The 25,748-nt window shown below is 58.0% G+C and carries 20 protein-coding genes and 1 pseudogene; 13 read left to right on the top strand and 8 right to left on the bottom strand.

Translation table 11 applies throughout. The annotated features are described in order from the left end of the window. Positions 1 to 33 precede the first annotated feature (33 nt). Positions 34 to 657, top strand: coding sequence for a LysE family translocator (locus tag KO538_RS06455; protein WP_219327806.1), 624 nt, complete (start codon positions 34 to 36; stop codon positions 655 to 657). Here the strand turns inward: KO538_RS06455 and KO538_RS06460 are convergent. From KO538_RS06460 to KO538_RS06470, 3 genes are all read right to left on the bottom strand, one after another. After that, positions 633 to 1,172 (bottom strand): hypothetical protein, encoded by a 540-nt coding sequence (locus KO538_RS06460; protein ID WP_230518487.1) that lies wholly within the window; start codon positions 1,170 to 1,172, stop codon positions 633 to 635. The genes KO538_RS06455 and KO538_RS06460 overlap by 25 nt on opposite strands. 66 nt (positions 1,173 to 1,238) lie before the next feature. Further along, a complete protein-coding gene (locus KO538_RS06465) occupies positions 1,239 to 1,718 on the bottom strand; it encodes a hypothetical protein (RefSeq protein WP_219327807.1) in 480 nt (159 codons plus the stop codon). Positions 1,719 to 1,827: 109 nt separating this feature from the next. Beyond that, positions 1,828 to 2,853 (bottom strand): LacI family DNA-binding transcriptional regulator, encoded by a 1,026-nt coding sequence (locus KO538_RS06470; protein WP_219327808.1) that lies wholly within the window; start codon positions 2,851 to 2,853, stop codon positions 1,828 to 1,830. Between the two features lie 207 nt (positions 2,854 to 3,060). Between KO538_RS06470 and KO538_RS06475 the strand changes: the two are divergent. From KO538_RS06475 to KO538_RS06490, 4 genes and pseudogenes are all read left to right on the top strand, one after another. Next, positions 3,061 to 4,299, top strand: a pseudogene (locus KO538_RS06475) (malic enzyme-like NAD(P)-binding protein); the annotation flags it as partial. A gap of 252 nt (positions 4,300 to 4,551) precedes the next feature. Beyond that, positions 4,552 to 5,763 (top strand): O-antigen ligase, encoded by a 1,212-nt coding sequence (locus KO538_RS06480; protein WP_219327810.1) that lies wholly within the window; start codon positions 4,552 to 4,554, stop codon positions 5,761 to 5,763. Between the two features lie 50 nt (positions 5,764 to 5,813). Further along, positions 5,814 to 7,547: a lipid A export permease/ATP-binding protein MsbA gene (msbA, locus tag KO538_RS06485; RefSeq protein WP_072455687.1), complete on the top strand. Its 1,734-nt coding sequence runs from the start codon at positions 5,814 to 5,816 to the stop codon at positions 7,545 to 7,547. A 35-nt stretch (positions 7,548 to 7,582) separates the two neighbouring features. Further along, the gene (locus KO538_RS06490) at positions 7,583 to 8,683 is read left to right on the top strand and encodes a glycosyltransferase family 9 protein (protein ID WP_070301322.1); all 1,101 of its coding nucleotides are present in this window, start codon (positions 7,583 to 7,585) and stop codon (positions 8,681 to 8,683) included. Positions 8,684 to 8,698: 15 nt separating this feature from the next. Here KO538_RS06490 and KO538_RS06495 read toward each other — a convergent pair whose 3' ends face one another. The 4 genes from KO538_RS06495 to KO538_RS06510 form a co-directional block, all read right to left on the bottom strand. Continuing rightward, on the bottom strand, positions 8,699 to 9,310 hold the full coding sequence (locus tag KO538_RS06495) for a response regulator transcription factor (protein ID WP_034747069.1): 612 nt from the start codon (positions 9,308 to 9,310) through the stop codon (positions 8,699 to 8,701). Further along, a complete protein-coding gene (locus KO538_RS06500) occupies positions 9,297 to 10,892 on the bottom strand; it encodes an ATP-binding protein (RefSeq protein ID WP_219327811.1) in 1,596 nt (531 codons plus the stop codon). The genes KO538_RS06495 and KO538_RS06500 overlap by 14 nt, the downstream gene beginning before the upstream one ends. A gap of 119 nt (positions 10,893 to 11,011) precedes the next feature. Further along, positions 11,012 to 12,400: a HAMP domain-containing sensor histidine kinase gene (locus tag KO538_RS06505; RefSeq protein ID WP_219327812.1), complete on the bottom strand. Its 1,389-nt coding sequence runs from the start codon at positions 12,398 to 12,400 to the stop codon at positions 11,012 to 11,014. Beyond that, complete coding sequence (locus KO538_RS06510) at positions 12,397 to 13,083, bottom strand: response regulator (RefSeq protein ID WP_034747063.1); 687 nt, start codon at positions 13,081 to 13,083, stop codon at positions 12,397 to 12,399. The genes KO538_RS06505 and KO538_RS06510 overlap by 4 nt, the downstream gene beginning before the upstream one ends. A gap of 157 nt (positions 13,084 to 13,240) precedes the next feature. Between KO538_RS06510 and KO538_RS06515 the strand changes: the two genes are divergently transcribed. The 3 genes from KO538_RS06515 to KO538_RS06525 all read left to right on the top strand — a co-directional run bounded on the left by KO538_RS06515 (position 13,241) and on the right by KO538_RS06525 (position 15,554). Next, positions 13,241 to 14,062, top strand: coding sequence for a MipA/OmpV family protein (locus KO538_RS06515; RefSeq protein WP_219327813.1), 822 nt, complete (start codon positions 13,241 to 13,243; stop codon positions 14,060 to 14,062). A 142-nt stretch (positions 14,063 to 14,204) separates the two neighbouring features. Beyond that, positions 14,205 to 15,206, top strand: coding sequence for a VirK/YbjX family protein (locus KO538_RS06520; RefSeq protein WP_219327814.1), 1,002 nt, complete (start codon positions 14,205 to 14,207; stop codon positions 15,204 to 15,206). A 117-nt stretch (positions 15,207 to 15,323) separates the two neighbouring features. Next, on the top strand, positions 15,324 to 15,554 hold the full coding sequence (locus KO538_RS06525) for a DUF6139 family protein (protein ID WP_034747058.1): 231 nt from the start codon (positions 15,324 to 15,326) through the stop codon (positions 15,552 to 15,554). Positions 15,555 to 15,617: 63 nt separating this feature from the next. Here KO538_RS06525 and dnaE read toward each other — a convergent pair whose 3' ends face one another. Further along, the gene (dnaE, locus tag KO538_RS06530; RefSeq protein ID WP_257620205.1) at positions 15,618 to 19,157 is read right to left on the bottom strand and encodes a DNA polymerase III subunit alpha; all 3,540 of its coding nucleotides are present in this window, start codon (positions 19,155 to 19,157) and stop codon (positions 15,618 to 15,620) included. A 137-nt stretch (positions 19,158 to 19,294) separates the two neighbouring features. Between dnaE and KO538_RS06535 the strand changes: the two genes are divergently transcribed. The 5 genes from KO538_RS06535 (at position 19,295) to KO538_RS06555 (ending at position 25,708) form a co-directional block, all read left to right on the top strand. Further along, positions 19,295 to 20,182: a sulfurtransferase gene (locus KO538_RS06535; RefSeq protein ID WP_219327815.1), complete on the top strand. Its 888-nt coding sequence runs from the start codon at positions 19,295 to 19,297 to the stop codon at positions 20,180 to 20,182. Positions 20,183 to 20,333: 151 nt separating this feature from the next. Further along, entirely contained in the window at positions 20,334 to 21,695 is a 1,362-nt protein-coding gene (locus KO538_RS06540; RefSeq protein ID WP_219327816.1) for an oligosaccharide repeat unit polymerase, read from the top strand. Positions 21,696 to 21,766: 71 nt separating this feature from the next. After that, positions 21,767 to 22,936, top strand: coding sequence for a glycosyltransferase (locus KO538_RS29745; RefSeq protein ID WP_219327817.1), 1,170 nt, complete (start codon positions 21,767 to 21,769; stop codon positions 22,934 to 22,936). Next, on the top strand, positions 22,936 to 24,132 hold the full coding sequence (locus tag KO538_RS06550; protein ID WP_219327818.1) for a hypothetical protein: 1,197 nt from the start codon (positions 22,936 to 22,938) through the stop codon (positions 24,130 to 24,132). The genes KO538_RS29745 and KO538_RS06550 overlap by 1 nt, the downstream gene beginning before the upstream one ends. 406 nt (positions 24,133 to 24,538) lie before the next feature. Next, positions 24,539 to 25,708 (top strand): glycosyltransferase, encoded by a 1,170-nt coding sequence (locus tag KO538_RS06555; protein WP_219327819.1) that lies wholly within the window; start codon positions 24,539 to 24,541, stop codon positions 25,706 to 25,708. Positions 25,709 to 25,748 lie beyond the last annotated feature (40 nt).

A 25,748-nucleotide genomic window follows, 5' to 3' on the forward strand; every position in this document is an offset into this window, starting at 1 on the left:
ACTCGCGCTTCGCCATTGCCCGAGCCAACTCCCATGCAGGATTTCCTCTTCATCGCCGCCGCCCACTTTCTGTCCTTGCTGTCGCCCGGCCCCGATTTTTTCCTGATCGCGCGCACCTCGCTGGCCCTCGGCTGGCGCGCCGCCGCCGGCACGTGCGTGGGCATTACCGTGGCCAATGCCGTGTTTATCGTGGCGGCGTTTGGCGGACTGTCGGTCCTGAAGGCGGGCAGTACGGCATTCATGGTGGTGCGGCTGGCGGGATGCGCCTATCTGCTGTATCTGGGCTGGCTGTTCCTGCGCCATGCGGGCAAGAGCAGCCTGGAAGCCGCGCCCGCCACCGGCAAGGCGCGCTGGCGCGGCGGTATGGTGGTGGGGTTTGTTTCCGCCATCCTGAATCCGAAGAATGCGCTGTTCTACGTCAGCCTGGCCACCGTGCTGGCCGCCAGGCAAACGAGCCCCGCTGCGATGGCGGCGTATGGCGCGTGGATGGTCTTTGCCGTGCTGGCGTGGGATATGGCGGTGGCGCTGGCCATCGGCAGCAGCGTCCTGCGGCAGCGCTTTGCCCGCGCGCTGCCGTTGCTGGAACGGCTGTCGGGCGTGATGCTGATTGCGTTGGCGATAGGGCTACTGGTTCAGGCCGGCAGCGGATCCAGGTAAAACACGGCATACACTTTCAAGGGCGTCGTTTCCGTGGCTTTTTCCGAGCGCACGACGGAGCAGTCGTCGGCGGCCAGGCTGCGCCAGTTCTGAATGCCGGCCTTGGCGAACATGGCGTGCGCGGGGGCATTCGCGGCCAAGTCCAGCACCAGGCAGGCATTGCGCGGGCCGGCGCCGTAGTTGACGGCGCGGATCTCGATACCGAAGGTCGTCATCCATGGTTCCCACAAGCCTTTTTCCTTGCCGGCCGCCATGCGGTCGAGCATCTCGCCAAAGGTCAAACCTTTCTTGACGGTATCGCGCAGTGCTTGCAACGATGGCGCCAGGCGGGGATCGGGCTGCTTGTTACCGGCGCGGATCTCGGCGATCGCCTTCAATTCCTTGATGATGGCTGCATCGCGCTCCGTGTAGTCGCGCATGCGTGCGTAAAACTCGGCGTCGAGGAAGGGATTGACGGTCAGCTTGGCGACGCCCTCTTCGCGGCGTTTTGGGGAAGGCGTGTTGGTTTTGGTCATGGCGGTAGAGGGCAAGAGAAACGATGAGGGGCGCCAGTTTAACATCATGGCGCATCGGCGGCGGCGTTAGCGCCGCTTTAATGTTCCGCCTGGCGGGTGCGGGGCGGCCACCGCGGTGCGCGCGACAGGCCGCATGAAGCCGCGCCGTGGCCCGAACAGGAAGACGGCGCCCGCATACAGTCCCGCCAGGGGGAAGCGCACCTCCCTGAGCAACTGCTGGAAAATGGCGATCGACTGCGCGCGGGTGACGGGAATGTCGGCGCGCCACTGGCACAGCACGTCATGTACGAGGCTGGCATGATAGGTCGCCGGCAAGCCCAGGTGCTGCGCGCCATCGGGCGTGCCCACATAAAACAGGCCGAACACGCTGATACAGGGCGAACAGCCATCCCAGGCATAGCCGGCGCAGATGCGGATCGCCGATTCGCGGATGGTGACCCACTCGTTTTCAAACTCTATGCCGTCGAGCAAGGGCGAACAATAGCCATAGTCGCTGTCCAGCGCATAACGCCAAGCGTTGCCGGACATGCCGAAGTTCTTCGGCATCAGCGGCCTCCCTGCTGTGCTTGCTTGGCTCTCGTCTGCATGGCGTTGCCTTGATCATTATCAATATCAAGATTTAAACATACTCGGCAGAAAGAAGGGCAAGAAGGTGTCAGGCGCGCGGCGCGGCCGTCGATTCGCGCACCACCAGTTCGGGTTTCAGGCGCACGTCAAGCACCGGGGAATCGGGCGAGGCTATCGTTTGCAGGATCAACCGGGCCGCTTCCGTACCGATGCCGTGATGGCGGATGCGGATGGTGGTCAGGGGCGGACGGATCATGTCCATGTAGGGCATGTCGTTGTGGCCCACGACGGAAATATCTTCGGGGCAGCTCAAGCCCAGTTCGCGGATGGCGTCGTAGCAACCGAGGGCCACCAGGTCGCTGCCCGTCACCACGGCCGTCGTTTGCGGCGAATGGCGCAGCAGTTCCAGCAACGCTTCCTTGCCGCATTCGCGCGAATAGCCGCTGCTTTCAAAGACGAACGCTTGCGAGGGAGCGAGTTCGCTGGCCTGGATGGCGGCCAGGAAACCGAGGCGGCGCACGTGGCCGGTGGACAAGTTTTCCGGGCCCGCGATGTGCGCGATATGACGGTGGCCCAGCGCCAGCAAGTGCTCGACGGCCAGGCGCATGCCGACCACGTCGTCGCTGACGACGCAGGACGCCACGCCGTTTTCATCGCTGCGGTTGACAGTCACGACAGGCACATTCTGGTCGATGCACATCTTGATGACGGGATCGTCGCGGCGCGCCGTGGCCAGGATCAGGCCATCGACCTGCTGCCCCAGCAGGCGATTGATGACGAACAGCTGTTCTTCCTCGTCGGCGCCCACATTGGCGACGATGGCCAGGTAGCCATGCTTGCGCAAGCCTTCTTCGATGCCCAGCAGAATCGGTGGGAAAACCGCGTTGGTAATGTCGGGCAAGACCACGCCGATGATGCGCGACTTGCGCGTAACCAAGGTGGAGGCGGCGCGGTTGGGCCGGTAACCGAGCCGGCCCGCCTCGGCCAGCACGCGCGCGGCCACCTCGGCGCTGACCATTTGCCGCGTTGCCGGGTTCATCACGCGCGATACGGTGGAAAAGTGTACGCCGCTGGCCCGCGCAACGTCACTTAAGGTGGGGTTCTTGTTTGTCATGGGCTTCCCGGATCGCAATACCGTGATTTTATCGCAAAAAATGCCCATTCCGTCAAAAACCGAGCAAACGCTTGCATTGAAATAATGCCGCTGGCCAAAGCGGTTTTGTTACGCTTAAGTACAATCCAGCCTTGACAGCGTGCAAACGCTTGCATACCATGGCTCGGACTTACCACTCGGGCCATGCATGCCCTTCCCAGAATTCCTATGTCTACTTCGCACAGCAAGCACGCCGAACAGAACGGCGAAACCTTCAACCTGAAAGAAGCCGCCCTCGCCTATCACGCGGAACCCCGCGCAGGCAAGATTTCCGTGACGCCCACCAAACCGCTGGGCGACGCCCGCGCCCTGACCCTGGCGTACTCGCCGGGCGTGGCCTTCGCCTGCGAAGCCATCGTGGAAGATCCGCGCACGGCCGGTATCTACACATCGCGCAGCAACCTGGTGGCCGTGATCACCAACGGCACGGCCGTGCTGGGCCTGGGCGATATCGGTCCGCTGGCCAGCAAACCGGTCATGGAAGGCAAGGCTTGCCTGTTCAAGCAGTTCGCCGACGTCGACGTGTTCGACATCGAACTGGCCGAGAACGATCCCGACCTGTTCATCGACACCGTGGTGCGCATGGAGCCGACCTTCGGCGGCATCAACCTGGAAGACATCAAGGCGCCAGACTGCTTCTACATCGAACAGCAATTGCGCAAGCGCATGAACATTCCCGTCTTCCACGACGACCAGCACGGCACGGCCATCATCGTCGCGGCCGGCATCCTGAATGGCCTGGAACTGGTGGGCAAGGATATCGGCAACGTCAAGGTAGCCGTGTCGGGCGCGGGCGCGGCTTCGATCGCCTGCCTGGACCTGCTCGTCTCGCTGGGCCTGAACAAGTCGCTGCTGAAAGTGTGCGACAGCCAGGGCGTGATCTACCCGGGCCGCGATGCCAATATGGAAGAGAACAAGGCGCGCTACGCGAACGACACGAGCGACCGCGACCTGGCCGAAGCCATGGCCGGCGCCGACATCTTCATCGGCGTCTCGAAGGGCGGCGTGGTCAGCGCGCAAATGGTCGAATCGATGGCCGCCAAGCCGTTGATCTTCGCCCTGGCCAATCCGCATCCGGAAATCGCCCCGGAAAAAGTGCACGCCGTGCGCGACGACGCCATCGTCGCCACGGGCCGCTCGGATTACCCGAACCAGATCAACAACGTGCTGTGCTTCCCGTACATCTTCCGCGGCGCGCTCGACGTGGGCGCCACCACCATCAACGAAGAAATGAAGCTGGCCTGCGTGCGCGCCATCGCCGCGCTGGCCAAGGAGCCGCTGCCGGGCCACGAGAGCAGCGCCCTGACGCCGCTGCAACTGATCCCGTCGCCGTTCGACGAACGTCTGCGCAGCTGGGTCGCGCCTGCCGTATCGCAAGCGGCCATCGCCACCGGCGTCGCCACGCGCGTGCCAGCCACCGCCTGAGACGTATGACAGGTCTTGCGACCTTAGCAAAATAACAGCAAGTTACCATTGCTTACAAAAAAACCATGGCTAAAAACCATGGTTTTTTTCATTCTTCCCCTTGAGACTGCTTAAATAGTTATCGAAGAGCAAATTCCCCCGCGGGCGTTTTTGCAGTCACCTTCGATTACAATGACGCCTACTTTATGTTGCTACAGTTGCCATAATGGCGACACGTGCGTTACCAAGGATATTATGCTCGGCCTGACCTCTGTTTGTGTTTTTCTCTTTTCGGCATTGGCGCTGGCTGTCAACAGCGGATATTCCCTTGGCGCGCTGGTGCTGCTGCTGGCCAGCAGCTGGCTGCTGTGGAAACGCCCCCGTCTGAACCTGCAGCGCCGCGATTATCTGCTGCTGGGCACACTGCTGCTGTACTTCGCCATCTTTACCGCCAATATGCTGTACCACAGCGATCCGGCACGCGAACTCGACATGCCATTGCGGGCATTGCTGGCGGTGCCCGTGCTGCTGCTGCTGATTGCGTATCCGCCGCGGCCAGAGGCTTGGTGGAGCGGTTTGGCAATCGGTGCTATCGCGGGCGCGGCGCTGGCCTTCCATCAGTTCCATCCAAATATCCCCATCCGCCCGCAAGCGGCAACAAGCAATCCCATCCATTACGGTAATGTCAGCATGTTATTTGGCTTGATGTCACTATGCGGCCTGGAATGGGCCCGCACGCAGCGTCAGCGGCTCGCATGGATTCTCCTGTTGTTGGCCGGTTGCCTGGCCGGAATCTTCGGTTCTATTCTGAGCGGCAGCCGTGGTGGCTGGATTGCCATGCCGGTCTGCCTGATTATTTTGGCGCTACAGCATGCCAGAATTCATGGGAAGCGTTATTTTATTATTACGCTAACGCTGCTGGTCGGCTTGATCGTAGCCGCCTACAACATGCCGCATTCGCCGATACACCAGCGCGCAGCCATCGCTGTATCCGAACTGGAAAAATTTGAAGATACCGGCAATGTCGATACGTCGGTGGGCCAACGGATCGAGATGTGGCGCACCGCGCTGGATATGTCGTCACAAAACATATTGTTGGGCATCGGCCGTACTGGCTACCTTTCACAAAAACAGGTGCTGGTGGACGAAGGCAAGATGAGCAAGGGCGTCGGCGAGTATACCAATGCCCATAACGACTATATTGACGCGCTGGTCAAGCGTGGCATCACCGGTCTGCTGACACTGCTGGTACTCTTCCTCGTTCCTTTGGCCCTGTTTGCCCGCGCCCTGCGCCAGAGTGTCCCCGCAGCCCAGCCTTATGCACTGGCCGGCGTGGTGCTGTGCACTAGCTACATAATCTTTGGTCTGACGACGAGCTCGCTTACCCTGAATATCGGCATCATCATGCTGGTCTTTCCGATGGTGATACTGTGGGCCATGCTGCGCCAGCAAGAGCGCACCGCTTGAACTTGTTTTCCGCCTGACCGTTTTTGCTGTCCCTGCAAGGAACCATATCGATGCTCACGCCCGACCTGAAGCGCCTCACCGCGCTGCACGCGCCCTATAAGAAACACCTGGCCCTGGCCCTGTTGGCGATGGTCGTCACGGCGGCCACGGAGCCGCTGCTGCCGTATGCGCTCAAGTTGCTGCTCGACAATGGTTTTGGCGGCAAGGTGAGTTTTTCCTTCTGGCTCGTGCCGTTGATCGTCATCGGCATCTTTGCCATGCGCGGCGCCTCGACGTTTGCCAGCAGCTACCTGATGAGCTATGTCTCCACGCGCATCCTCAACGAATTGCGGAGCCGGATGTTTGCCAGCATGCTGAACTTGCCCATCGACTTCTACAACACGCACACGGTGGGCAAAGTCATCAACTCCATCATGTTTGAAGTGCAGCAGATCATCGAGATGGTGACCAAGGTGTTTACTTCGATCGTACGCTCCTCGCTCACGGTGCTGGGCCTGCTGGCGTGGCTGCTGTACCTGAACTGGGCACTGACCCTGGTGACCCTGGTGCTGCTGCCCGTGCTGACCATCGTCGTGCGCACGACGGGCAAGCGCCTGAAAAAACTCAACCGCGACTCGCTGGCCGTCAATGCCGAGCTGACCCAGGTCATCGAGGAAACCACGCGCGCCCAGCAAGTGATCAAGATCTTCGGCGGCCAGACCTACGAGAAAGCCCGTTTCGAAGAACGCGCCGAACAATTGCGCCGCTACAGCATGCGCATGACGACGACCTTTTCCGCCACCGTGCCCATCACGCAGGTAATCACGGCCGCGGCCGTGGCCCTGGTCATCGTGATGGCCCTGTTCCAGTCGGAACAGGGGCAAATCACGGTCGGCGGCTTCGTTTCCTTCATCACGGCCATGCTGATGCTGCTGACGCCCTTGAAGCAGCTGGCCGAAGTCAACGGCCCCCTGCAGCGCGGCATGGCCGCCGCCGAGGAAGTCTTCCAGCTGATCGACAAGACACCGGAACGCACGGGCGGCAAGCCGCTCGCTGGCCGCAGCAACGGCCGCATCGAGTTCAAGGACGTGAGCTTCGCCTACCCCGGACATCCGGAGCCGGCCCTGCAACATATCGACCTGAGTATCGCGCCCGGACAAACGGTCGCCTTTGTGGGCATGTCCGGCGGCGGCAAATCGACGCTGGTCAGCCTCCTGCCCGGCTTTTACTCGGCCAGCAGCGGTGAAATCTTGCTCGATGGACAGAATATCGATACCATCGCCCTGACTAGCCTGCGCAGCCAGATCGCCATGGTCAGCCAGCAGGTGGTGTTGTTCGACGATACCCTGGCCGCCAACATCGCGTATGGCGATGCGGCCCCGGACCGGCAGCGCGTCGAAGCGGCCGCCGCGGCCGCCTTTCTGTCGGACGTCATCGACGGTTTGCCCGACGGCCTGGAAACGCGCCTGGGCGATAACGGTTCGCGCCTGTCCGGCGGCCAGCGCCAGCGCGTGGCCATCGCCCGCGCGATCTACAAGGATGCGCCCATCCTGATCCTCGATGAAGCCACCTCGGCACTGGATACGGAGGCGGAACGGGCCGTGCAAGCGGCACTGGAGCACCTTATGCAAGGAAAAACCACCTTAGTTATTGCTCATCGGCTATCAACAATTGAACGTGCGGACCGTATCGTGGTATTGTCACATGGGAAAATAATGGAAACCGGCAGTCACCAGCAATTATTGGATGCCAACGGCGCGTATGCCAATCTGCATCGCCTGCAATTTTCCCAGCAAGTGGTATGACACCATCGAATGAATACCTGAAATCGTACTGATACATGACGCCTTTGATTCCCGCCGAACTTCTACAAAAGTCGGAGAAAATTCTGTTCATCGCCCATCTGGCGCTGGGAGACTTTACCTACCTGCAAAACGGTTTCCGCGCCTTTGCCGCGGCTTACCCGCATATCCAGATCCATCTGTGGGTCGACGAAGTACGGCGCACGTCCGACGCCAAACAATGGGAAAGCTTGCGCACCTATTCGCTGTACGACTGGGTCGAACAGTCGGGCCTGTTTTCCAAGGTATACCGCAAGACCTACAGCCCCGCGCTGTACGAAGAGTCACTGCGCGAAGCCAAGGCGGAGCACTATCCTGTGGTCGTGTCGCTGGCCCACGTACGGCCGCAGCAATATGCGGACCTTGCCCGCGCAATCAGCCCACACGGGCTCGTGATCGGTACGCGCAAGCCGTTCAGTCCGCTTCGCCCCTGGCATTATCTGGCGTACCGCAAGATCGATGCCGTGCTGGCCTCGTATGCGGGACAGGATGCCGGCGAACACCATATCAGCAGCGTGTATGCGGACTGGTTCCATCAATTGACGGGACTCGACATTCCCGTGGCCGAACGCTATCCCTTCGTGCACATTCCCGAGCAAGCGCTGCAGCAGGCGCAGGAGCAACTGGCCAGCTGGGGCTTTGCCCCGCGCCAGGGTCCGCTCGTGCTCTTGAATCCGTTTGCCAAGTCGCACAAGCGTGGCTGGCCCCTGGAACGCATTGCCGAGCTGATCGCGCGCATGCAAGCAATGCCGAAGTGGAAAAATGCCTGCTTCCTGATCAATGCCATGCCGCAGGAATTGGCCAAGGTGAATGCCGTCGTGCAGGCGCACAACTTGCCGCGCACGCAAGCCTTCAGTGCCGTCGACAATTTTTTCCAGCTGCCGGCCATGCTGGCGCAATGCGACCTGATTATTTCGGTGGAAACATCGATCATGCATCTGGCGAACGCCGTGCATGTGCCCGTGGTGGCATTGATGCGCAAGAAGAATCCCGAATGGGCTCCCTTCGACAGCGCCAACAGCACCGTCATCACGGTGGCACGGCGCAGCGACTGGGTCAAGGCGATTTCAAGCGATCAGGTATTGCAGACCATCGCCTAGAGAACGCTTCAGCGGCTAACCGGTGCCCAGCATACTGATGCGCACCAGGTCGGCCACATTATCGACGCCCAGCTTGTCCATCAGGCGCGCCTTGTGCACTTCCACTGTGCGCACGGAAATCCCCAGCGCCGGGGCGATATCGCGGTTGTGCTGGCCCGTTACCACCAGTTGCATCACTTCGCGCTCGCGCGGCGTCAAGGCGCGCAGCAAGGCCAGCCCGTCCACCTGGCGCTGCAACTGGCCGCGCGCATGCGCCTCGTGCGAAAACGCTTCATCGATGGCGGCCAGCAGCTTGTCGTGATCAAATGGTTTTTCCAGGAAATCGCTGGCTTGCGCCTTGAAGGCCTGGCGTGCCAGCGCCACGTCGCCGTGCCCCGTGATGATGATGATGGGCAGCAGGCATCTGCGCTCCAGCAAGCGGCGCTGCAGGCTCAGGCCATCCATGCCCGACATGCGGATATCGATCAGCAGACAGCCGGCCCACTCGGGCCGCCAGCTGTGCAGGAAATCCTCGCCGCAGGAAAACAGGGCCGTGCGGTAGCCGCGTATGCCCAACAGCAAACCCAGCGCATCGCGCACGGCGGGATCGTCGTCCACGATAAACACCGTCAAATTACTTGTCACCATACTCTCCCGTAGTGCCTGCACTGGCGTGCGCCAAGGGCAGGATAAAACGAAACATGCCATGCTTGCCCACTTCGGCCCAGAGCTGGCCGCCATGCGCTTCGACGATGCTGCGGCTGAGCACCAGGCCCAGCCCCAGGCCGCTGGCCTTGGTCGAAACGAACGGTTCGAACAGGCGCGCGGCCAGGCTGCTGGAAATGCCGGGCCCGCTATCTTCCACGGACAGGCGCAGCCGGCCGCCCTCTAGCGGCTCGGCCGAGACCGTGATGCGGCGCTGGCCGCGCGGCTGGCCCATCACCGCATCCTGTGCATTGGCCAGCAGGTTACGCAATACCAGTTCGATTTGCAGGCGGTCCGCGTTGACGGCCAGCGGCGACGGCGGCGCCAGCGCCAGCTCGATACCGTGTTCATGGAACAGCGGCGTGAACTGGCGTGCCAGGCCCTCGATCAGCTCACTCGCCCGCACCGCCTCGAGCTGCATCGCGCCCGTGCGGAAAAAGTCGCGCAGGCGGCGCACCACGTCCGCAGCCCGTCCCGATTCGACGATCATGTGCCCGATGGCGCCTTGCAGCAAGGCGCCGCTCTCGCCCCGTTCCAGCAGGTATTCACACGCCTTGCCATAGGTCGACAAGGCCGTCAGCGGCTGGTTCAGCTCGTGCGCCAGGGCGGCCGCCATTTCGCCGGCGGCGGCCAGGCGCAGCGTGTGTTTCAGTTCGTCGGCCACTTGCCGCATTTCATCGACGACGATACCGATAAAAAAGCCCACCAGCGCCAGCACGGCGTCGAGCAACTGCAATTCATAAAACTGGATATCGACGGCATGCGTCCATTTCACCAGGGTGATGATGCATAGCTGCAATACAAACACGGCCAGCATGGCGCCATGCAAGCCCTGGCGCGAGGCGGCCCAGATCACGGGAAGAAACAGGAAGTAGAAATGCTTGTATTCGGAACGCACGATGGAGCCGAAGAGGCTCCACAGCACGAAGCTGGCCAGGGCCAGGTAAGCCAGGGTTTCCCAGCGCCAGACGGCGGCATGCAGGCGCTCACGCCCGCGCTCGCTGAACAGCACCCAGATCAGCGGCATCGACACCAGCATGCCGACCGTGTCGCCGATGCCGAAACGCCAGACGGCCGTGCCCCATTCACCGGCCGGTATGCGCCCCGTGAGCGACAGCAATGAAATATAGCCGAGCGCATTGAGCGCGGTGCCCAGCAGCACGATGAGGACCCAGGCGCTCAGGCGGCGCCGGTTGTCAAAGATGTCGCTGCTGCTGAAACTGCGGCGCAGGACTGCGCCGATTCCACCATAGCCGAGCACCAGCCACGCCGAACAGAGCAAGGTCAGGGGCAGGCCTGCCGGCATGCCGCGCACCAGCACCTCGCCGGCCACCAGGGCGATGAACCATGGCAGCGCCGCCTTGCGGCCATGGATCAGCCAAAACACGAGGCCCAGCGCGGGATCGGGATTCCACGGGGTAATGTTCAGCCCGTACATCGGGTCGATATACGTGGCCCAGTCAAACAGCAGATACAGGCCGACAAAGACGGGATACGGCAGGTAGCGGGACAGGAATGGACGCATAACGGTGTTTTTTTAACTGTCCCGCATTATGCATCGCAAGCGTGCGCCACGCCATGCCATCTTGCGTTATATGCACATGAAATAATTTTCATGCAATATCGCAAGACCCGTCAACGCAATCAGGCCACGGCCAAGGGCAAGCGCACCTCCACCAGCAAGCCCAGGCCGCCGTTACCGCTGTGCAGCTGAATCGTGCCGCCATGCTGGCGCACGACGGAAGCGACGATGGACAAGCCCAGGCCACTGCCTGGCTGCACCTGCTGCGGGGCGCGGAAAAAGCGGTCGAACACGCGCTCATACAGCGCCGGCGCGATGCCCGGTCCCTGGTCCGCCACATGCAACACGGCCTGGCCTCGTTCCGCATGCAGCGACACCGTCACGCTGCTGCCGCGCGGGCTGTACTTGATGGCGTTTTCCACCAGGTTGTCGATCAGCGAAACGAGGCTCTCGCGCTGTCCTGGCACGCTGAGCGAGACGCTGGCTTGCAACTCAAGCTCGATATCGCCCGCCTGGGCCAGTCCGGACAGGGCCGCCAGGCGGTCTTGCAGCAAGGTATCGAGCGCCTGCCGCCGCGGCAACTCGCCCGCGCCCGCCTGCACTTCGCTGCGCGTCAGCTGCAGCAGCTGGCCCACCAGGCGCGCGGCCCGGTTGCCGCTATTCAAGATACCGTCCAGCAGCTCTTGCTGGCGCGCATCATGTACCTGGCCCTGCAAGGCCTCGACATTCACGCGCATGGCAGCCAGAGGCGTGCGCAGCTCATGCGTGGCATCGGCGATGAAGCTGCGTTCGCGCGCGGCGCTGGCGTCGACCCGCTGCAGCAGTGCATTGATATTGTCGACCAGTGCCGCCAGTTCGCCATGCGGCGGCTTGAACGCCAGCGGCCGCAAATCCTGCGGCCCGCGCGCCGCCACCTCCTGCGCCAGCTTGCGCCACGGTCGCATGGCAAGGCGGATCGAGAGCCAGGCCGGCACCAGCAGGAACGGCAGACTGATCAGCAACGGCAGCAGGTAGTAACCGCGTGAATTGATCGTGATGAACAATTGCCATGCGCCTCCCGCTTCCAGCACCGTCACGCGCGTGTTGCCCTCGGCCAGGCTGCGGCTGCGCCAGGCCTGGCCCTTGATGTACACCACTTCCATCTGCTCCGGGCCGGCGCTGCGGATACCGCTGGGCGCATCGGGCGACTTGTAGACCAGCTTGCCTTCGCGCCAGACCAGGATGCGCGGCGCCAGTTCCGGCACCTGTCCCGTTTCAAACTCTTCGCGCAAGGCTTCGTCGATGGCGCGCAAGCTTTGTTCCTGGCGCTGCGGCTGCTCAGCCAGGTTATCGGCCACGCTGATAATGGCGTGCAGGACGCCGCGGCTCACATTGCTCGCTTCGTCCGCCCCCTCGACCATCACATACGCCACGGCCAGGCTCCACACCATGGTCAGCATCAGCATTTGCGCCATCATCAGGCGGCGCACCAGGGTAGGCCGGCGCAGCATGGCCCAGAAACGCCCCATCATGCGCCAGCACCTGGCGCGGTGGAAGGTTCGCCCTGCTGGTCGATGACATAGCCGACGCCGCGCACGGTACGGATATACCCTTCGCCTATCTTGCGGCGCAGGTTGCCCATGTGCACATCGAGGGTATTGCTGGCATTGGCCAGCCCGCCGGGCAGGATATGTTCTTCCAGCACGCGGCGCGTGATGACCCGGTTGGCGCGCATCAGCAAGGTCTTCAGCAGCGCATATTCACTGGCGGTAAGTTCCACAGGCCGGCCATGCACGCTGACACGGCGCGTGGGTACCTGCAGCAGCAGGCCGCGCAACTCAATGGTGTCGCCGTCAAAGCCATAGCTGCGGCGCGCCAGCGCGCGCACGCGCGACAGCAGCTCGGCCAGCACGAAGGGCTTGACCAGGTAATCGTCGGCGCCGCCGTCCAGGCCGCGCAAGCGCTGTTCCAGCGTGTCGCGGGCGCTGAGGATCAGCACGGGCAGGCGAGCCGCGCGCAGCCGGGCCAGCAAATCGAGGCCATCGCCATCGGGCAAGCCCAGGTCCAGCAGCACCAGCTCGCAACTGTCGTGCTCGATGCTGCGCGCCGCATCCTCGAGGCTGCGCACCCAGACCACTTGCATGCCCTGGTCGCGCAAGGCGATCCGCACGCCGTTGCCCAGGTCCATATCGTCTTCAATCAGCAGTATCTTCATGGTCAGTATTAAACCACCGCAAGCTGAAGAAAGGGTAAAGACGCGCTCTTCATGCAATCTTAATAAAAGGCTCATTTTTCCTTCATGGCAAGGACAGATACTGTCCGCAGTCAATCGAGCCACTCCGGACTCGGTTCTCCACCTGACGGAAAACTCCATGCACGCATCTACAACCTTGTTGACCTCGCTGGCGCTGGCCTGCGGCCTGAGCTTGAATCCCCTGGCTGCCGCGGCGGCCGAACCAGCTGCGGAAAATGTCTTCACCATCGGCGGCGGTGTTGCCGCCGTGTCCAGCTATTCCGGCGCCGACAAGCTGTCGGCCTCGCCGCTGATCATTCTCGATTACGCCATGGCCAATGGCCTGTTCTTCAGCACGTCGCGCGGCATCGGCTATGGCGGCCAGGCAGGCCCCCTCAGCTACAGCGCGGCGCTGGGCTACCGCGGCAACCGCGAAGACCACAAACGCAATGGCGCCAACGGCTGGGGCGGCAGCGATTATCTGAAGGGCATGGGCGAAGTCAAGGGCAACGCCAGCGCCCTGCTCAGCGTGGGCTATTCGCCATTGCCGGGCCTGTCGCTGAGCGTGTCGAGCGACATTCCCCTGTCGAACCGCGAAAACGGTGCGAACGTGCATTTCGAAGCGACGGGCCAGGTCTACGGCAGGTCCGATGCCAAGGGCATGCAGAAGGATAGCGTAACCATCGGCGGCCAGTTGGCCTGGGGCGAGCGCAAATACGTGCAGACCATGTATGGCGTCACGGCCACCCAGGCCGCGAACACCTCGTTCAAGCAATATACGCCCAAGGCCGGTTTCTATGAAGCGCAAGCCACCGTCAACTGGGAGCACCGCTTCGATGCGCGCTGGGGTATCAATACCCTGGTCGGCGTCGAGAGCCGCCTGGGCGACGCGGCCAAGAGCCCCATCGTGCAGCGCAAGACCTCGCCAATCGGCGCCGTGTATGTCACCTACCGCTATTAAAACAGGGCTGGCATAAGGGGAACCCGTACGCTGTTTCGCCAATTTACAGGAGGAGATGGCGTGCATAAGATGACATGGTTTTCCGACCATGACCATCCCTCCCATGCATGCGGCACGCCTTGCCTTGTAACTCCACGCCACGATGATGCCAACTATTACCCTGTCTGACGGCTTGATGGCGATGCCGAGCGGCATGCGCCGCTGGCGCGAACTGCTCAAGCTGCATCTGCGCGCCCGCGTGCAGCAGCGCCAGACCCGCCGCTGGCTACAACTGCTGAACTCGCATCCGGCGTTTCATGATCTGGTACAAGCCTATCCGCACATGATCCACAAGGTCTACCGCCCGTACCTGAGCCTGACCTTGAATTGCCAGCAGCGCGTGGAGTTGCTGGCCGAGCACTACCATTTCATCTTGCAGCAGGGCTGGGGCAAGCTGATGAGCCAAGCGGCGCACGGACCCGTACGCCTGGGCACGGTGGCGGGCAAGTCGGGCGCGCCCTACCATTTGCAACTGTGTTCGCTGCATCCGATGGACCGCGAAGGCGAGATGGTGCTGCAGCTGATGCATGACGACGACGTGCTGTATTCGATCGCCTTTTCCTTCTTCGGCAGCCAGCTGCGCGCCACCCTGGGCATGCGCATCGGCTGCCTGCAAGGCCCGAAGGGCGAGGACAGCGCGCACCGCGTGCGCGAGGCAACGCGCGACTTGCACGGCATGCGTCCCAAGACCCTGATGGTGCGCCTGGTGCGCCAGCTGGGATACGAACACGGCTGCCGCAAGATGCTGCTTGTCGGCAATATCAACCGCGCCGTGCACCATTCCGCCAAGAAAGGCCGTCTGTTCGCCGACTACAATGCGCTATGGCAAGAACTGGGCGCGCAAGTGCGCCAGGATGGCGATTTTGAATTAGCGTGCGAAAACCTGCCCTTGCCTGCGCTGCAAGACATTCCTTCCAAAAAACGCTCGGAAGCACGCAAGCGCCACGAACTGACGCTGGCCATGATCGCCAGCCTGCGCAGCGGCCTCGACGCCCATCGCAGCCCGCTGCAAGCCGCCACCGCAGGCGCGGTTGCCGCCGCCGGCGAGGTGCGGCAATCGGCCATGCTCGGCGAAGACGACGACTACGCTTCCGCCATCGCCTGAGCTCCCCTGCTCCTGCGGCACACGCTACAACCCGTGCACGGCACAATCCTGTTACGCTAGCGCTATCGGCATGCACTGCGGTGCACCGGTTCCCCCAACGCTTACTAGGAGGCATTCATGCGCGTAGACATCTACCGCCGGGCTGAGCACGACGGCATTTTTTCCTACCTCGCCGTGCCGGAAGGAAAGCTCATTCCGGAAGAAGTGACCAATACCGACTGGCAGCTCGAAACACGCGCCAGCGAAGTAGCCGACGATGCCGAGATCTTGCCCGACTACCATATCGAACAGCCGCACCAGCAGATCGCCGCCAAAGGCTATGCGATCACGGGCCTGAAAGACATGTAAACGAAAAAAGCCAAACCAGCATGTCTGCGGTTTGGCTTTGTTGTATGCGCCAGACGGTGCCGGTCAGTATTCGACCGCCACCTCTTGTGCGCCCAGCATTTGCTCGAGCGCCATCTGCAACTCATCCGATGGCGCCACTTTCCACTCATCACCAAACTGCAGCACGCAACTGACGCCTTGCGGGCTGACCCGCGCGGCAATCGGCAAGCCCGTCTCGGCGCGGTGCGGCATGATCACGTCGCGGATGCGCTTGGCGTCCAGGGTGGCCGGCAAGGTCAGGCCCAGCTGGCGGCCATACTGCACGCGCGCGGCGATGATGTCGAAGGCGCTCTCGGCCGTGATACGCAAGCCGCCCGAAAAACGGTCTTCCGACACCTTGCCCACGACGGCCAGGAATTCATCTTCCTTGAAGATTTTCCTGTTCGAGTCGAACAGTTCGCCATACACCGTCACTTCCACCGTGCCGCTCTTGTCGTCCAGGGTGACGATGAGGATCTTGCCGCGTTGCGTCATCTGCGTACGCAAACCCGTGATGACGCCGGCCATCATGCGCGGTTCGCGCGACGGCGACAGTTCCGACAATTTCGTGCGCGCAAAGCGGCGCGCCTCGGGCGCATACGAATCGAACAGGTGGCCGGACAAATAGAAGCCCAGCGCGATCTTTTCTTCCGTCAATCGCTGTTTATCGGTCCACTCGGGCACTTTGACGTACTCGGGCGGCGCCACCATGTCGCTGTCGTCGCCGCCGAACAGGCTCACCTGGTTGGCCGCCTTGGCGGCCTGGTCGGCGCATTCCATGGCGAACGCGACGGATGCGAGCAGGATGGCGCGGTCGACCTTCAGGCAATCGAAGGCGCCGCTGCGGATCAGCGACTCGATGGTGCGACGGTTGATCTGCTTCTTGTCCACGCGCTTGCAGAAGTCGAACAGGCTCGTGAACGGCCCGCCCGCCTCGCGCGCGGCGATGATGGCTTCGATGGCGTTCTGACCCGAGCCCTTCACGGCGCCCAGGCCATAGCGGATCTGCGTGACTTTCTTGCCGCTCACGGACGGCGCCGCGCCGCTCGGCGTGAAGCGGTAATCGGATTCGTTGATATCCGGCGGCAACAAGGTCAGCTTGCAGATTTCCAGCGAGTCTTCCACCAGGATCTTGATCTTGTCCGTGTCATCCATGGCCAGCGACAAGTTGGCGGCCATGAAGGCGGCCGTGTGGTGCGCTTTCAGGTAAGCCGTGTGATACGACAGCAAGGCGTAGGCGGCGGCGTGCGATTTGTTGAAACCGTAGCCGGCGAACTTTTCCATCAAGTCGAAGATCTCGTCGGCCTTTTCCGCCGTCAAGCCATCTTTTGCCGCACCGGCGCGGAAGATCTCGCGGTGCTCGGCCATCTCTTCGGCCTTCTTCTTACCCATGGCGCGGCGCAGCATATCGGCGCCGCCCAGCGAGTAGCCGCCGACGATCTGCGCCATCTGCATCACCTGCTCCTGATACACCATGATGCCGTAGGTTTCGGACAGAATCGATTCCGTGCGCGGATCGGGATAATCGAAACGTTCGCCGTGCTTGCGCTTGCAGAAGTCGGGAATCAGGTCCATCGGGCCAGGACGATACAAGGCCACGAGCGCAATAATGTCTTCGAAACGGTCGGGACGCGCATCTTTCAGCATGCCCTGCATGCCGCGCGACTCAAGCTGGAACACGGCCACGGTCTTGGCCTTGGTCAGCAAGTCGTACGACGGCTTGTCGTTCAGCGGCAAGGTGGCCAGATCAAAATTGGCTTGCGCGGGATCGAGCTGCTTGATGTAGCGCACGGCGCGGTCGAGGATAGTCAGCGTGGTCAGACCCAAGAAGTCGAACTTCACGAGGCCTACGGCCTCCACGTCATCCTTGTCGTACTGCGACACAACGCCGGAATCGCCGCCCTGCGTGTACAGCGGGCAGAAATCCGTCAGCTTGCCGGGAGCAATCAACACGCCCCCCGCGTGCATGCCGATATTGCGCGTGATGCCTTCGACTTGCTGCGCCAGGTCCAGCAGCTGCTTGACCTCTTCCTCGTTTTCCAGGCGCTCCTTGAGCAGCGGTTCTTCCTCGATGGCGTCGGCGATCGACACGGGTTTGCCCGGCTTGAACGGGATCAGCTTCGAGATGCCGTCGCAGAAGTTATAGCCGAAATCCATCACGCGGCCCACGTCGCGGATCGCGCCCTTGGCCGCCATGGTACCGAAGGTGGCGATCTGCGAGACGGCCTCCTTGCCATACAAATCCTTGACGTGCTGGATGACCCGGTCGCGCCCTTCCTGGCAAAAGTCGATATCGAAGTCGGGCATCGAGACGCGTTCGGGATTCAAAAAGCGCTCGAACAGCAAGTTGTACTGCAATGGATCAAGGTCGGTAATGAGCAGCGAATACGCGACCAGCGAACCCGCGCCCGAACCGCGGCCCGGACCGACGGGCACGCCGTTTTCTTTGGCCCACTGGATAAACTCGGCCACAATGAGGAAGTAGCCGGGGAATTTCATGTTGCAAATCGTATCCGTCTCGAATTTCAGGCGCGACTCGTAGCGCGGACGCTCCTTTTCACGGCGCTCGGGATCGGGATACAACTGCAACAAACGCTTTTCCAGGCCCGCTTGCGATTCGGCGACGAGGAACTGGTCGATCGTCATGCCGTCCGGCGTGGGGAAGTTCGGCAACTGCGGCTTGCCCAGGGTCAAGGTCAAATTGCAGCGCTTGGCGATTTCCACGGAATTGGCCAGCGCAGCCGGCAAGTCGGCGAACAGTTCCGCCATGTCGGCCTGCGACAGGAAGCGCTGGCTGTCATTAAACCGTTTCACGCGCTTGGCGTTGGCCAGCATTTCGCCTTCGGCGATACAGGTCCTGGCTTCGTGGGCAATAAATTCTTCAGGGGAAATGAATTGCACGGGATGCGTGGCCACCACGGGCAAGCCCAGCTTGGCCGCCAGCGCCACCGCATGGCGCACCTGCGCTTCCTGGTTGGCCTGGCCGCCGCGCTGGATTTCGATATAGAAATGCCCGGGGAAAATCTCGGCCCAGCGCTGCGCGTTGCGCTCGGCCAGGGCCAGGTTGCCATTCTCGATGGCGGTACCGACATCGCCGAAGTGCGCGCCGGACAGCACGATCAAGCCATTGGCCGCGCTTTCGCCCGGGTACAGGTCGTAGGTATTCGTCGCCAGCGCCTGCAGCCACTCGATGCGCAACTCGGCGCGGCCCTTGTACTGGTTCGTCAGCCAGGCCGTCGACAGCAGTTCGCACAGCTGCAGATAGCCCATGCGGTTCTTCGCCAGCAACAGCAAGCGCGACGGTTTTTCGCGGTTATCGTCATTCGTGATCCACACGTCGACGCCGACGATGGGCTTGATGCCCTTGCCACGCGCTTCCTTGTAGAACTTGACCATGCCAAACAGGTTCGACAGGTCGGTGACGGCCAGCGCCACCTGCTTGTCCTTCGCCGCCGCCTTGACGACGTCGTCGATGCGCACCAAGCCATCGACGATCGAGTACTCCGAGTGCACGCGCAAATGGACGAAAGCAGGACCGGGCTGCATCGCTTGCTGTGAACCTGCCGGAGCGCCGGCCTCTTGCATTACCATTTCCATTCTGTGTACCGTTTCGTGCAAAATTCAATGGGGTCTATTCTACCGCGTCGCGCGTACGGACCGGGTATCCTGCCAGGCCTGTCGGGCTTATAATATCGGCTGTTCAGTCTAAGCCGATCGCCATCATGCAAGCCATCACCCCAGCAACACCCGCCGTTTCCGCCGCCGCCAGCCCGCTGGCCGCCACGTTTGTCAATATCGCCGCGTATAAATTCATCACGCTCGACGATACGGAAGCCATGCGCCCCTTGTATCAGGAGCAATGCCTGGCGCTGGAGCTGAAGGGCACGATCCTGCTGACGCCGGAAGGCATCAACATGTTCCTGTCGGGTACGCGCGAGCATATCGACAGCTTCCTCGCCTGGGTGCGCAGCGATGAGCGTCTGGCCGATCTGGAATGGAAGGAAAGCTTGTCGAACGAGCAATCGCACAAGCGCATGCTGGTCAAGCTGAAAAAAGAAATCATCACCATGCGCATGCCGCTGATCAAGCCGGAACTGGGCCGCGCCCCGTCCGTCGACGCGCACACGCTCAAGCGCTGGTTGGACGCCGGCGTCGACGATACGGGCAAACCCGTGGTCATGATGGAAACGCGCAACGCCTTTGAAGTGGACGTGGGCACGTTCAACAACACGCTCGATTACCGGATCGACAAGTTTACGGAATTCCCGGCCGTGGCCGCCGCCCACAAGGACGAGCTGGAAGGCAAGACCGTCGTCACCTTCTGCACGGGCGGCATCCGCTGCGAAAAGGCCGCGATCCACATGAAGGAAATCGGCTACGACAGCGTGTACCAGCTCGACGGCGGCATCCTCAAGTATTTCGAAGAAGTGGGCGGCGAGCACTACACGGGCGACTGCTTCGTGTTCGACTACCGCACGGCCCTGAACCCGAAACTGGAACCGACGGAAACAGTGCAATGTTTCGTCTGCCGCGCCGTCGTCACCCCGCGCCAGCAACTGGCGCCGGAATATGTGTATGAGGTGTCTTGCCCGCATTGCTATAAGAAATAGAGTATTGAAATATTTTGTTATGCTTCGGTCCAAGACTCATCAACCACCACTTCAAACGTATTGAAGTCATCAGCGCTGAAGCAAGCATGTCATAGGTACCGCCAAGAGCAGCGCCAGCCACCGTGCGATTAACGCAGTCAGAAATAATCATATGAAAACTTCGTCCATCCCAGCCTCACCGATGCCAGTCGGGCTTGGGAAAAATATTCGCACAATACACCGTGGTGCGCGGCGCATCGCCTCCCCATTATTGCTCCTGATAATTTTAATGCAATTAACAACAATTGCTTTATATTACTTTGGCCCGATCGATTATAAGAACATAAAATATGAGGTGGCCGGCTGGATATTGTATTATTTATTCATGCTATTGCTTGGATCATTTTTTGCCAGAAATTTTTATCTAAAAAACAAGTCAGACCTTCCGGGTGAATTCATTGCCAGAAGGAGGAAATTTGTTTTACATTCATTTCTTTTTTCAATGCTTTTCATATTGCCAACCTTTTATGGACGGGTTGGCGGATTTCATTTGGCCGGATCGCTCGGAGAACAATACGCGATGGCAGCGGCGTATAGTGCCGCAAACCAGAGCATCGTTGAATACGTTCGAATGTTTTTTTCCGTCTATCTCTTCGGTTTTTTCCCAACATATCTGTACTTCTATGACAAACTATCACCCAAGCTAAAAAAAATAGGCTTGGTCGTCAGCGTATTAAATTTATTGCTAGCAGTCTTTACTGGCGTAAATAAATACCTGTTCGATTATGCGTTGATTGGCATTGCGATATTCATGTTGAAATATGCAATAAAAAGAAAGAAGAATTACGCCAAGATTTTCTTTTCCGCATGCATATTGGGCGTGGTTTTTTCCGTACTACTATACTTCTTCGCCCTTGGTCAGGCCAGCCGGGAAGGGTCACCTTCGATCAAAGGCATCGATCCAAAAATGGATTCAGTTGCAGCATACAACCTGGATGATGGTTTGTTTCTAATGGGTTATTCCGCCCTGACATCCTATCTCACCCAAGGCTATCGCATTTTTGACATGTCGCTTGACGAAAAATTTGTCTGGACCTATGGCATAGGAAATTCCACATTCCTTTCCAGGCAAGCTGATAAAGTATTAGGCACCAATATCGGGGATCTAACCTATCCGGCAAGATTGGAATACCGAGGGACCGATCGCTATATTAATTGGTCCACATTTTATCTGTGGTGGGTGTCTGACCTTGGTTATCTTGGCGTAGGAATACTAACTTTCCTGGCGGGTTTCCTTTTCCGCATTTCCGAAAATACCGTCTTCAAGACCAGTGATCATGAAGCGCTCATCATCTATGCATATCTCACCATCGGTTTTTTTTACTTGTCCGCGAATAATCAGCTCTTTCAATCCGGCGAAACCGCCGTCGGCTTTTTCTATCTGATGATTAAAATCATGCTGACAAAAAAAATAAGCATATTACCGAGCGGACGACGGGCTGAACAAATCCACGCCAAGCCTTGCATAGCTTGATCATGTTCTCGTGATTATCCCCAGCATTGCTGACGGCAGCAGTAACTTTAACGATAAAAAGGGTATTCCCAGTGGCAGAACCGTTTTCCCAGAAAAATAAAACCGTAAACAAACCTGGTAGAACTTTGTTTATTGGAAATTTAACCTACGATAAAAGACTCTCTGGGCAAGCATACTCGGAAGCCGCGAATCAAGTGCAAATGGAAATTCTTCAGGGTTTGCAACTGGACGAGGCCAAAGCTGCAGTCCAAAGCGCAGCCATGGTACCCATGCCAGCCTTCCCAAATGGAAAGCTAATTTCCAGAAAAAAAACTGAAGATAATGTCACTTACTTGCCATTCTTCAATCTTCCCATCATCAAGCATTTTTCTTACGCACTTGGCCTGCTGCTTTTCATTTTCACCCAAAGGCCAGAGAAAATATTCGTCTACAATAGCTATTTTTTTCAAAATATCGCGCTTTATCTATACAAATTTTTTTTTCGCAGCTCAAAAGTTGCTATTTTTGTCCAGGATGTATTACCTGCTGGAAAAGGGATGCGCTCCTTGCAAACCATGCTGGATCGCTACTCCTTAAAGCTCCTATCGAAGTTTGATCTGATTCTTCCCATCAGCCATTCCATAATTGATGACTTCAATATCCGCACACCGTCCATACTTATCCAGGGCGGTTTGACGGACAACATCATCAGTCTATTCAGTGATAACACAACATACACTGACAAAAAAAGACGCGCGGTTTTTGCCGGCGCACTCGAAGAATACAACGGTATAGGAATTCTGCTAAAACAATGGGCGGATCAGAACCCCGGCGTGGAACTACATATATTCGGCAAAGGCACTCTTGCAAAGCTGTGCCAGGAATATAGCGAGGAAAATTCACAGATCATTTATCATGGTTTTTCCAGCCATGCCGACATTCAAAAATTCATCGCGCAATCGACATATGTCTTCGTGCTACGTTATGACATTGGCATTGAAACAAAATATTTCTTCCCATCCAAATTTTGGGAGTCGATGGCCAGCGACGCGGTAGTACTCTGCAATGAATTTTCAAACTTCCCAGACGATTTGAAGCAATACTGTATGCTGTTGACCGAGGATCTTTCAAATCTACAGGCATCGCTTGCCAACGCACCATCTTCAGCGGCAATAGCAACGATCAAAAAACGTCAACAACACATGCTCCAGAATCATACGTGGAAATCACATATGAAAAAAATCATCCAATACTTAAAATAATGAAGAAGATCTGGCGCGACCCGTATTTTTTGGGAATATTCTATTCCCTTCTATCGATGGCTGTGACATTATCGATCAATGTACTGCTATATCCAATTTACTGGAAAATATTAAGCAAACCAGATTTCGTCACATGGTTTTCCGTTTTTGAGCTGAGTCAATTTTTCCTTCTTCTTGACATAGGTTTTTCCCAGAACTTCATCAAGAATAATGCGACAGGAAATCCAGATTCCATCGAGAAAAACTACCATCGCCTGCGCGGTACATTACTGCTGGTTGCTCTGTTTGCGCTATTAATCCAGCTACCAACCTTTTTCTTTACAACGGAAATAGGCTCGCTGCAGAACTTTTTCCCATATTTCCTGCTAGCTCTCTCAACCGCAATCACCCTCTGGTCCTATGCCGAGACGGCGGCGTTGCGCGTTTTTCTGAGTTTTCAGACCATTTACATCATCAACATTGCAAGCAGCCTGGTATTTCTTGGCATTGTGCTATTTTTCAAGGAGTATGGCATTTATGCCATCGCTATCGGAAGTTTTATCAGAGCTGTTCTGCAAAATGTGGCACAGACCTTGGCCTTATCCTTCCGCCTGCGTATCACCATGAAACTCGTCATGGTTTTTGAAAGTACCATGTCGGCGTTTTTCATGAACTCCGCATATCTTCTGCTTTTCGCTTTCGATGCGATCATTTTTTCAAAGATCGGAATCAAGCCGGACGCGGTCTCGTCATACATGATGAATCGCAAACTCTATGACATATTGCGAGGAGTTTTTGACGTCGCCATGAACATCGTGGCAGTACGCTTGGCAAACAAACGCTCTGCCCGCCTGACGATCGGCAGTAGTACCGTAATCATCATCCTTTTCGGCTCGGCACTCATATTCAGTCCACAAATATACAAACTGGTATTCGGCCAAGACGCCTACAATGGCAATCTTTCTCTTGTGCTAGCTCTGGCAGGTGCCTCCGCATCAATTTTCAGGTTCTATCAAACATCATTGTTCATGTCTAATGCGACATACAGCATTCTATTACTGCTGATAGGCACGATAATTGCAAAATTAATATCTATTATTTCTTTGTATTTCACGGCTTTTCGTGTCGATATTTTCTATTATCTGCAAACCATACTCGTTATCGCCAGCATCTTCGCCGTCGCCTTGCACAACCGCGGCAAAACAATACACACCTGATGCGCAATGACGAGGGGAGCGTGCAAAGAAATATGCAAAGTCTGGGGTACGCCTTCAGTTGTACGCTATCGCAGCTCCCCTCCTGCCATGCTTGGATGCATACACAAAAATTATCAAGTATGAAATATTCCCAGCAAGGTTAGCACTAAAGCAAACGTGGCCCGTATTTTCGTAACTCTCCATGGCGCGCAACATATATAATAAGCGGATGCTCAAAAATGGCGCCTATCGCACACGCGGTCATCATCGGCTTTACCCTCTCCTTCACCACGCATCTTGATCCCGATTATTGGTTGCAGCGTGTTCAAGCAGCCGTCCACGAGTAGTGTTTGATGCAATCAGTCCCCTCAAAGATTGCGCTTCACGCAGTCTATGAAATTTCCATAAAGTACATTATATTAAGAATATGAAAATACTTACCTTTATTCACTTTTACTTACCTGGTTACAAGTCTGGCGGCCCCCTCAAGACGATTGAGAACATGGTTGAGCAACTCGACACGCTTGATTTTTTGATTGTGACCAGTGATCGTGATTTAGGTGATAGCGTTCCTTATGAAGGCGTTCGCATGAACGCCTGGAACAAGATTGGCAACTCGACGGTTTTTTACATTTCCGGCGTCAACAGCAAAATAGGCAAATTCCTGAAATTTATTAAAGTAATAAAAGAAACAGAATATGATGTGGTTTACTTTAATAGTTTTTTTGATGCAACATTTACTTTTTTACCATTGCTTGCGTTGAATTTTTGCTTGCTAAACAAGAAACCCATCATCATCGCGCCAAGGGGAGAATTTTCCGCCGGGGCAATATCTCTCAAGCGCTGGAAGAAAGTGCCTTACTTGTATATTATTGCCAAGTTAGGGCTATTGAAAAATGTGACCTGGCATGCCTCGACGGAGAACGAAGTCCGGGATATCAAGCATATTTACGGAAAATATGATGCCGCCGTGCGGAATGGCAATAACATCCGTATCGCAGCGGACGTGAGCCCGCCGCCACCTGCCATGGTCCACCAAAAACCTGACAATCCCGTCTTCAAGATTATCTTTCTTTCAAGGATTTCGCCAAAGAAGAATCTTGCATACCTGCTGTCATGCTTGGCCAAAGTTGCCACACCGATACAATTCAATATCTACGGCCCCGTGGAAGACCGCGCATACTGGGCCGAATGCAAAGCATTGATGGAGGCACTTCCCGCCCACATAACTGCCACCTATTGCGGACCCAGGGCTCCTTCCGAAGTGCCGGCATTGATGCGTGAACATGATTTATTTTTCTTCCCCACCTTGGGCGAAAACTTCGGGCATGTGATCATCGAGGCGCTCTCGGCCGGCACGCCCGTGCTCATTAGTGACCAAACGCCTTGGGCCAGTGATGCGGATGGGGCCTGCATCACTCTGCCCTTAGAAAATCAGCAACAATTCGTAACAGCGATTGATGAGCATGCGAAAAAAAATTACACTACCAGAAGGCAGATTTCGAATGCGGCATTAAAACTGGCAGTTACTTTCACAAATAATGAATTGACCTTGCAGGACAATCTTAATTTATTTCAGCACGCAAAGGCAGCTTGACATTGCAGTCGCTGCCTTTCAATTATTGCACAAAAATGCA

The sequence above is a fragment of the Janthinobacterium sp. NKUCC08_JDC genome (genome assembly GCF_019345575.1).
GTDB lineage: Bacteria > Pseudomonadota > Gammaproteobacteria > Burkholderiales > Burkholderiaceae_D > Janthinobacterium > Janthinobacterium aestuarii.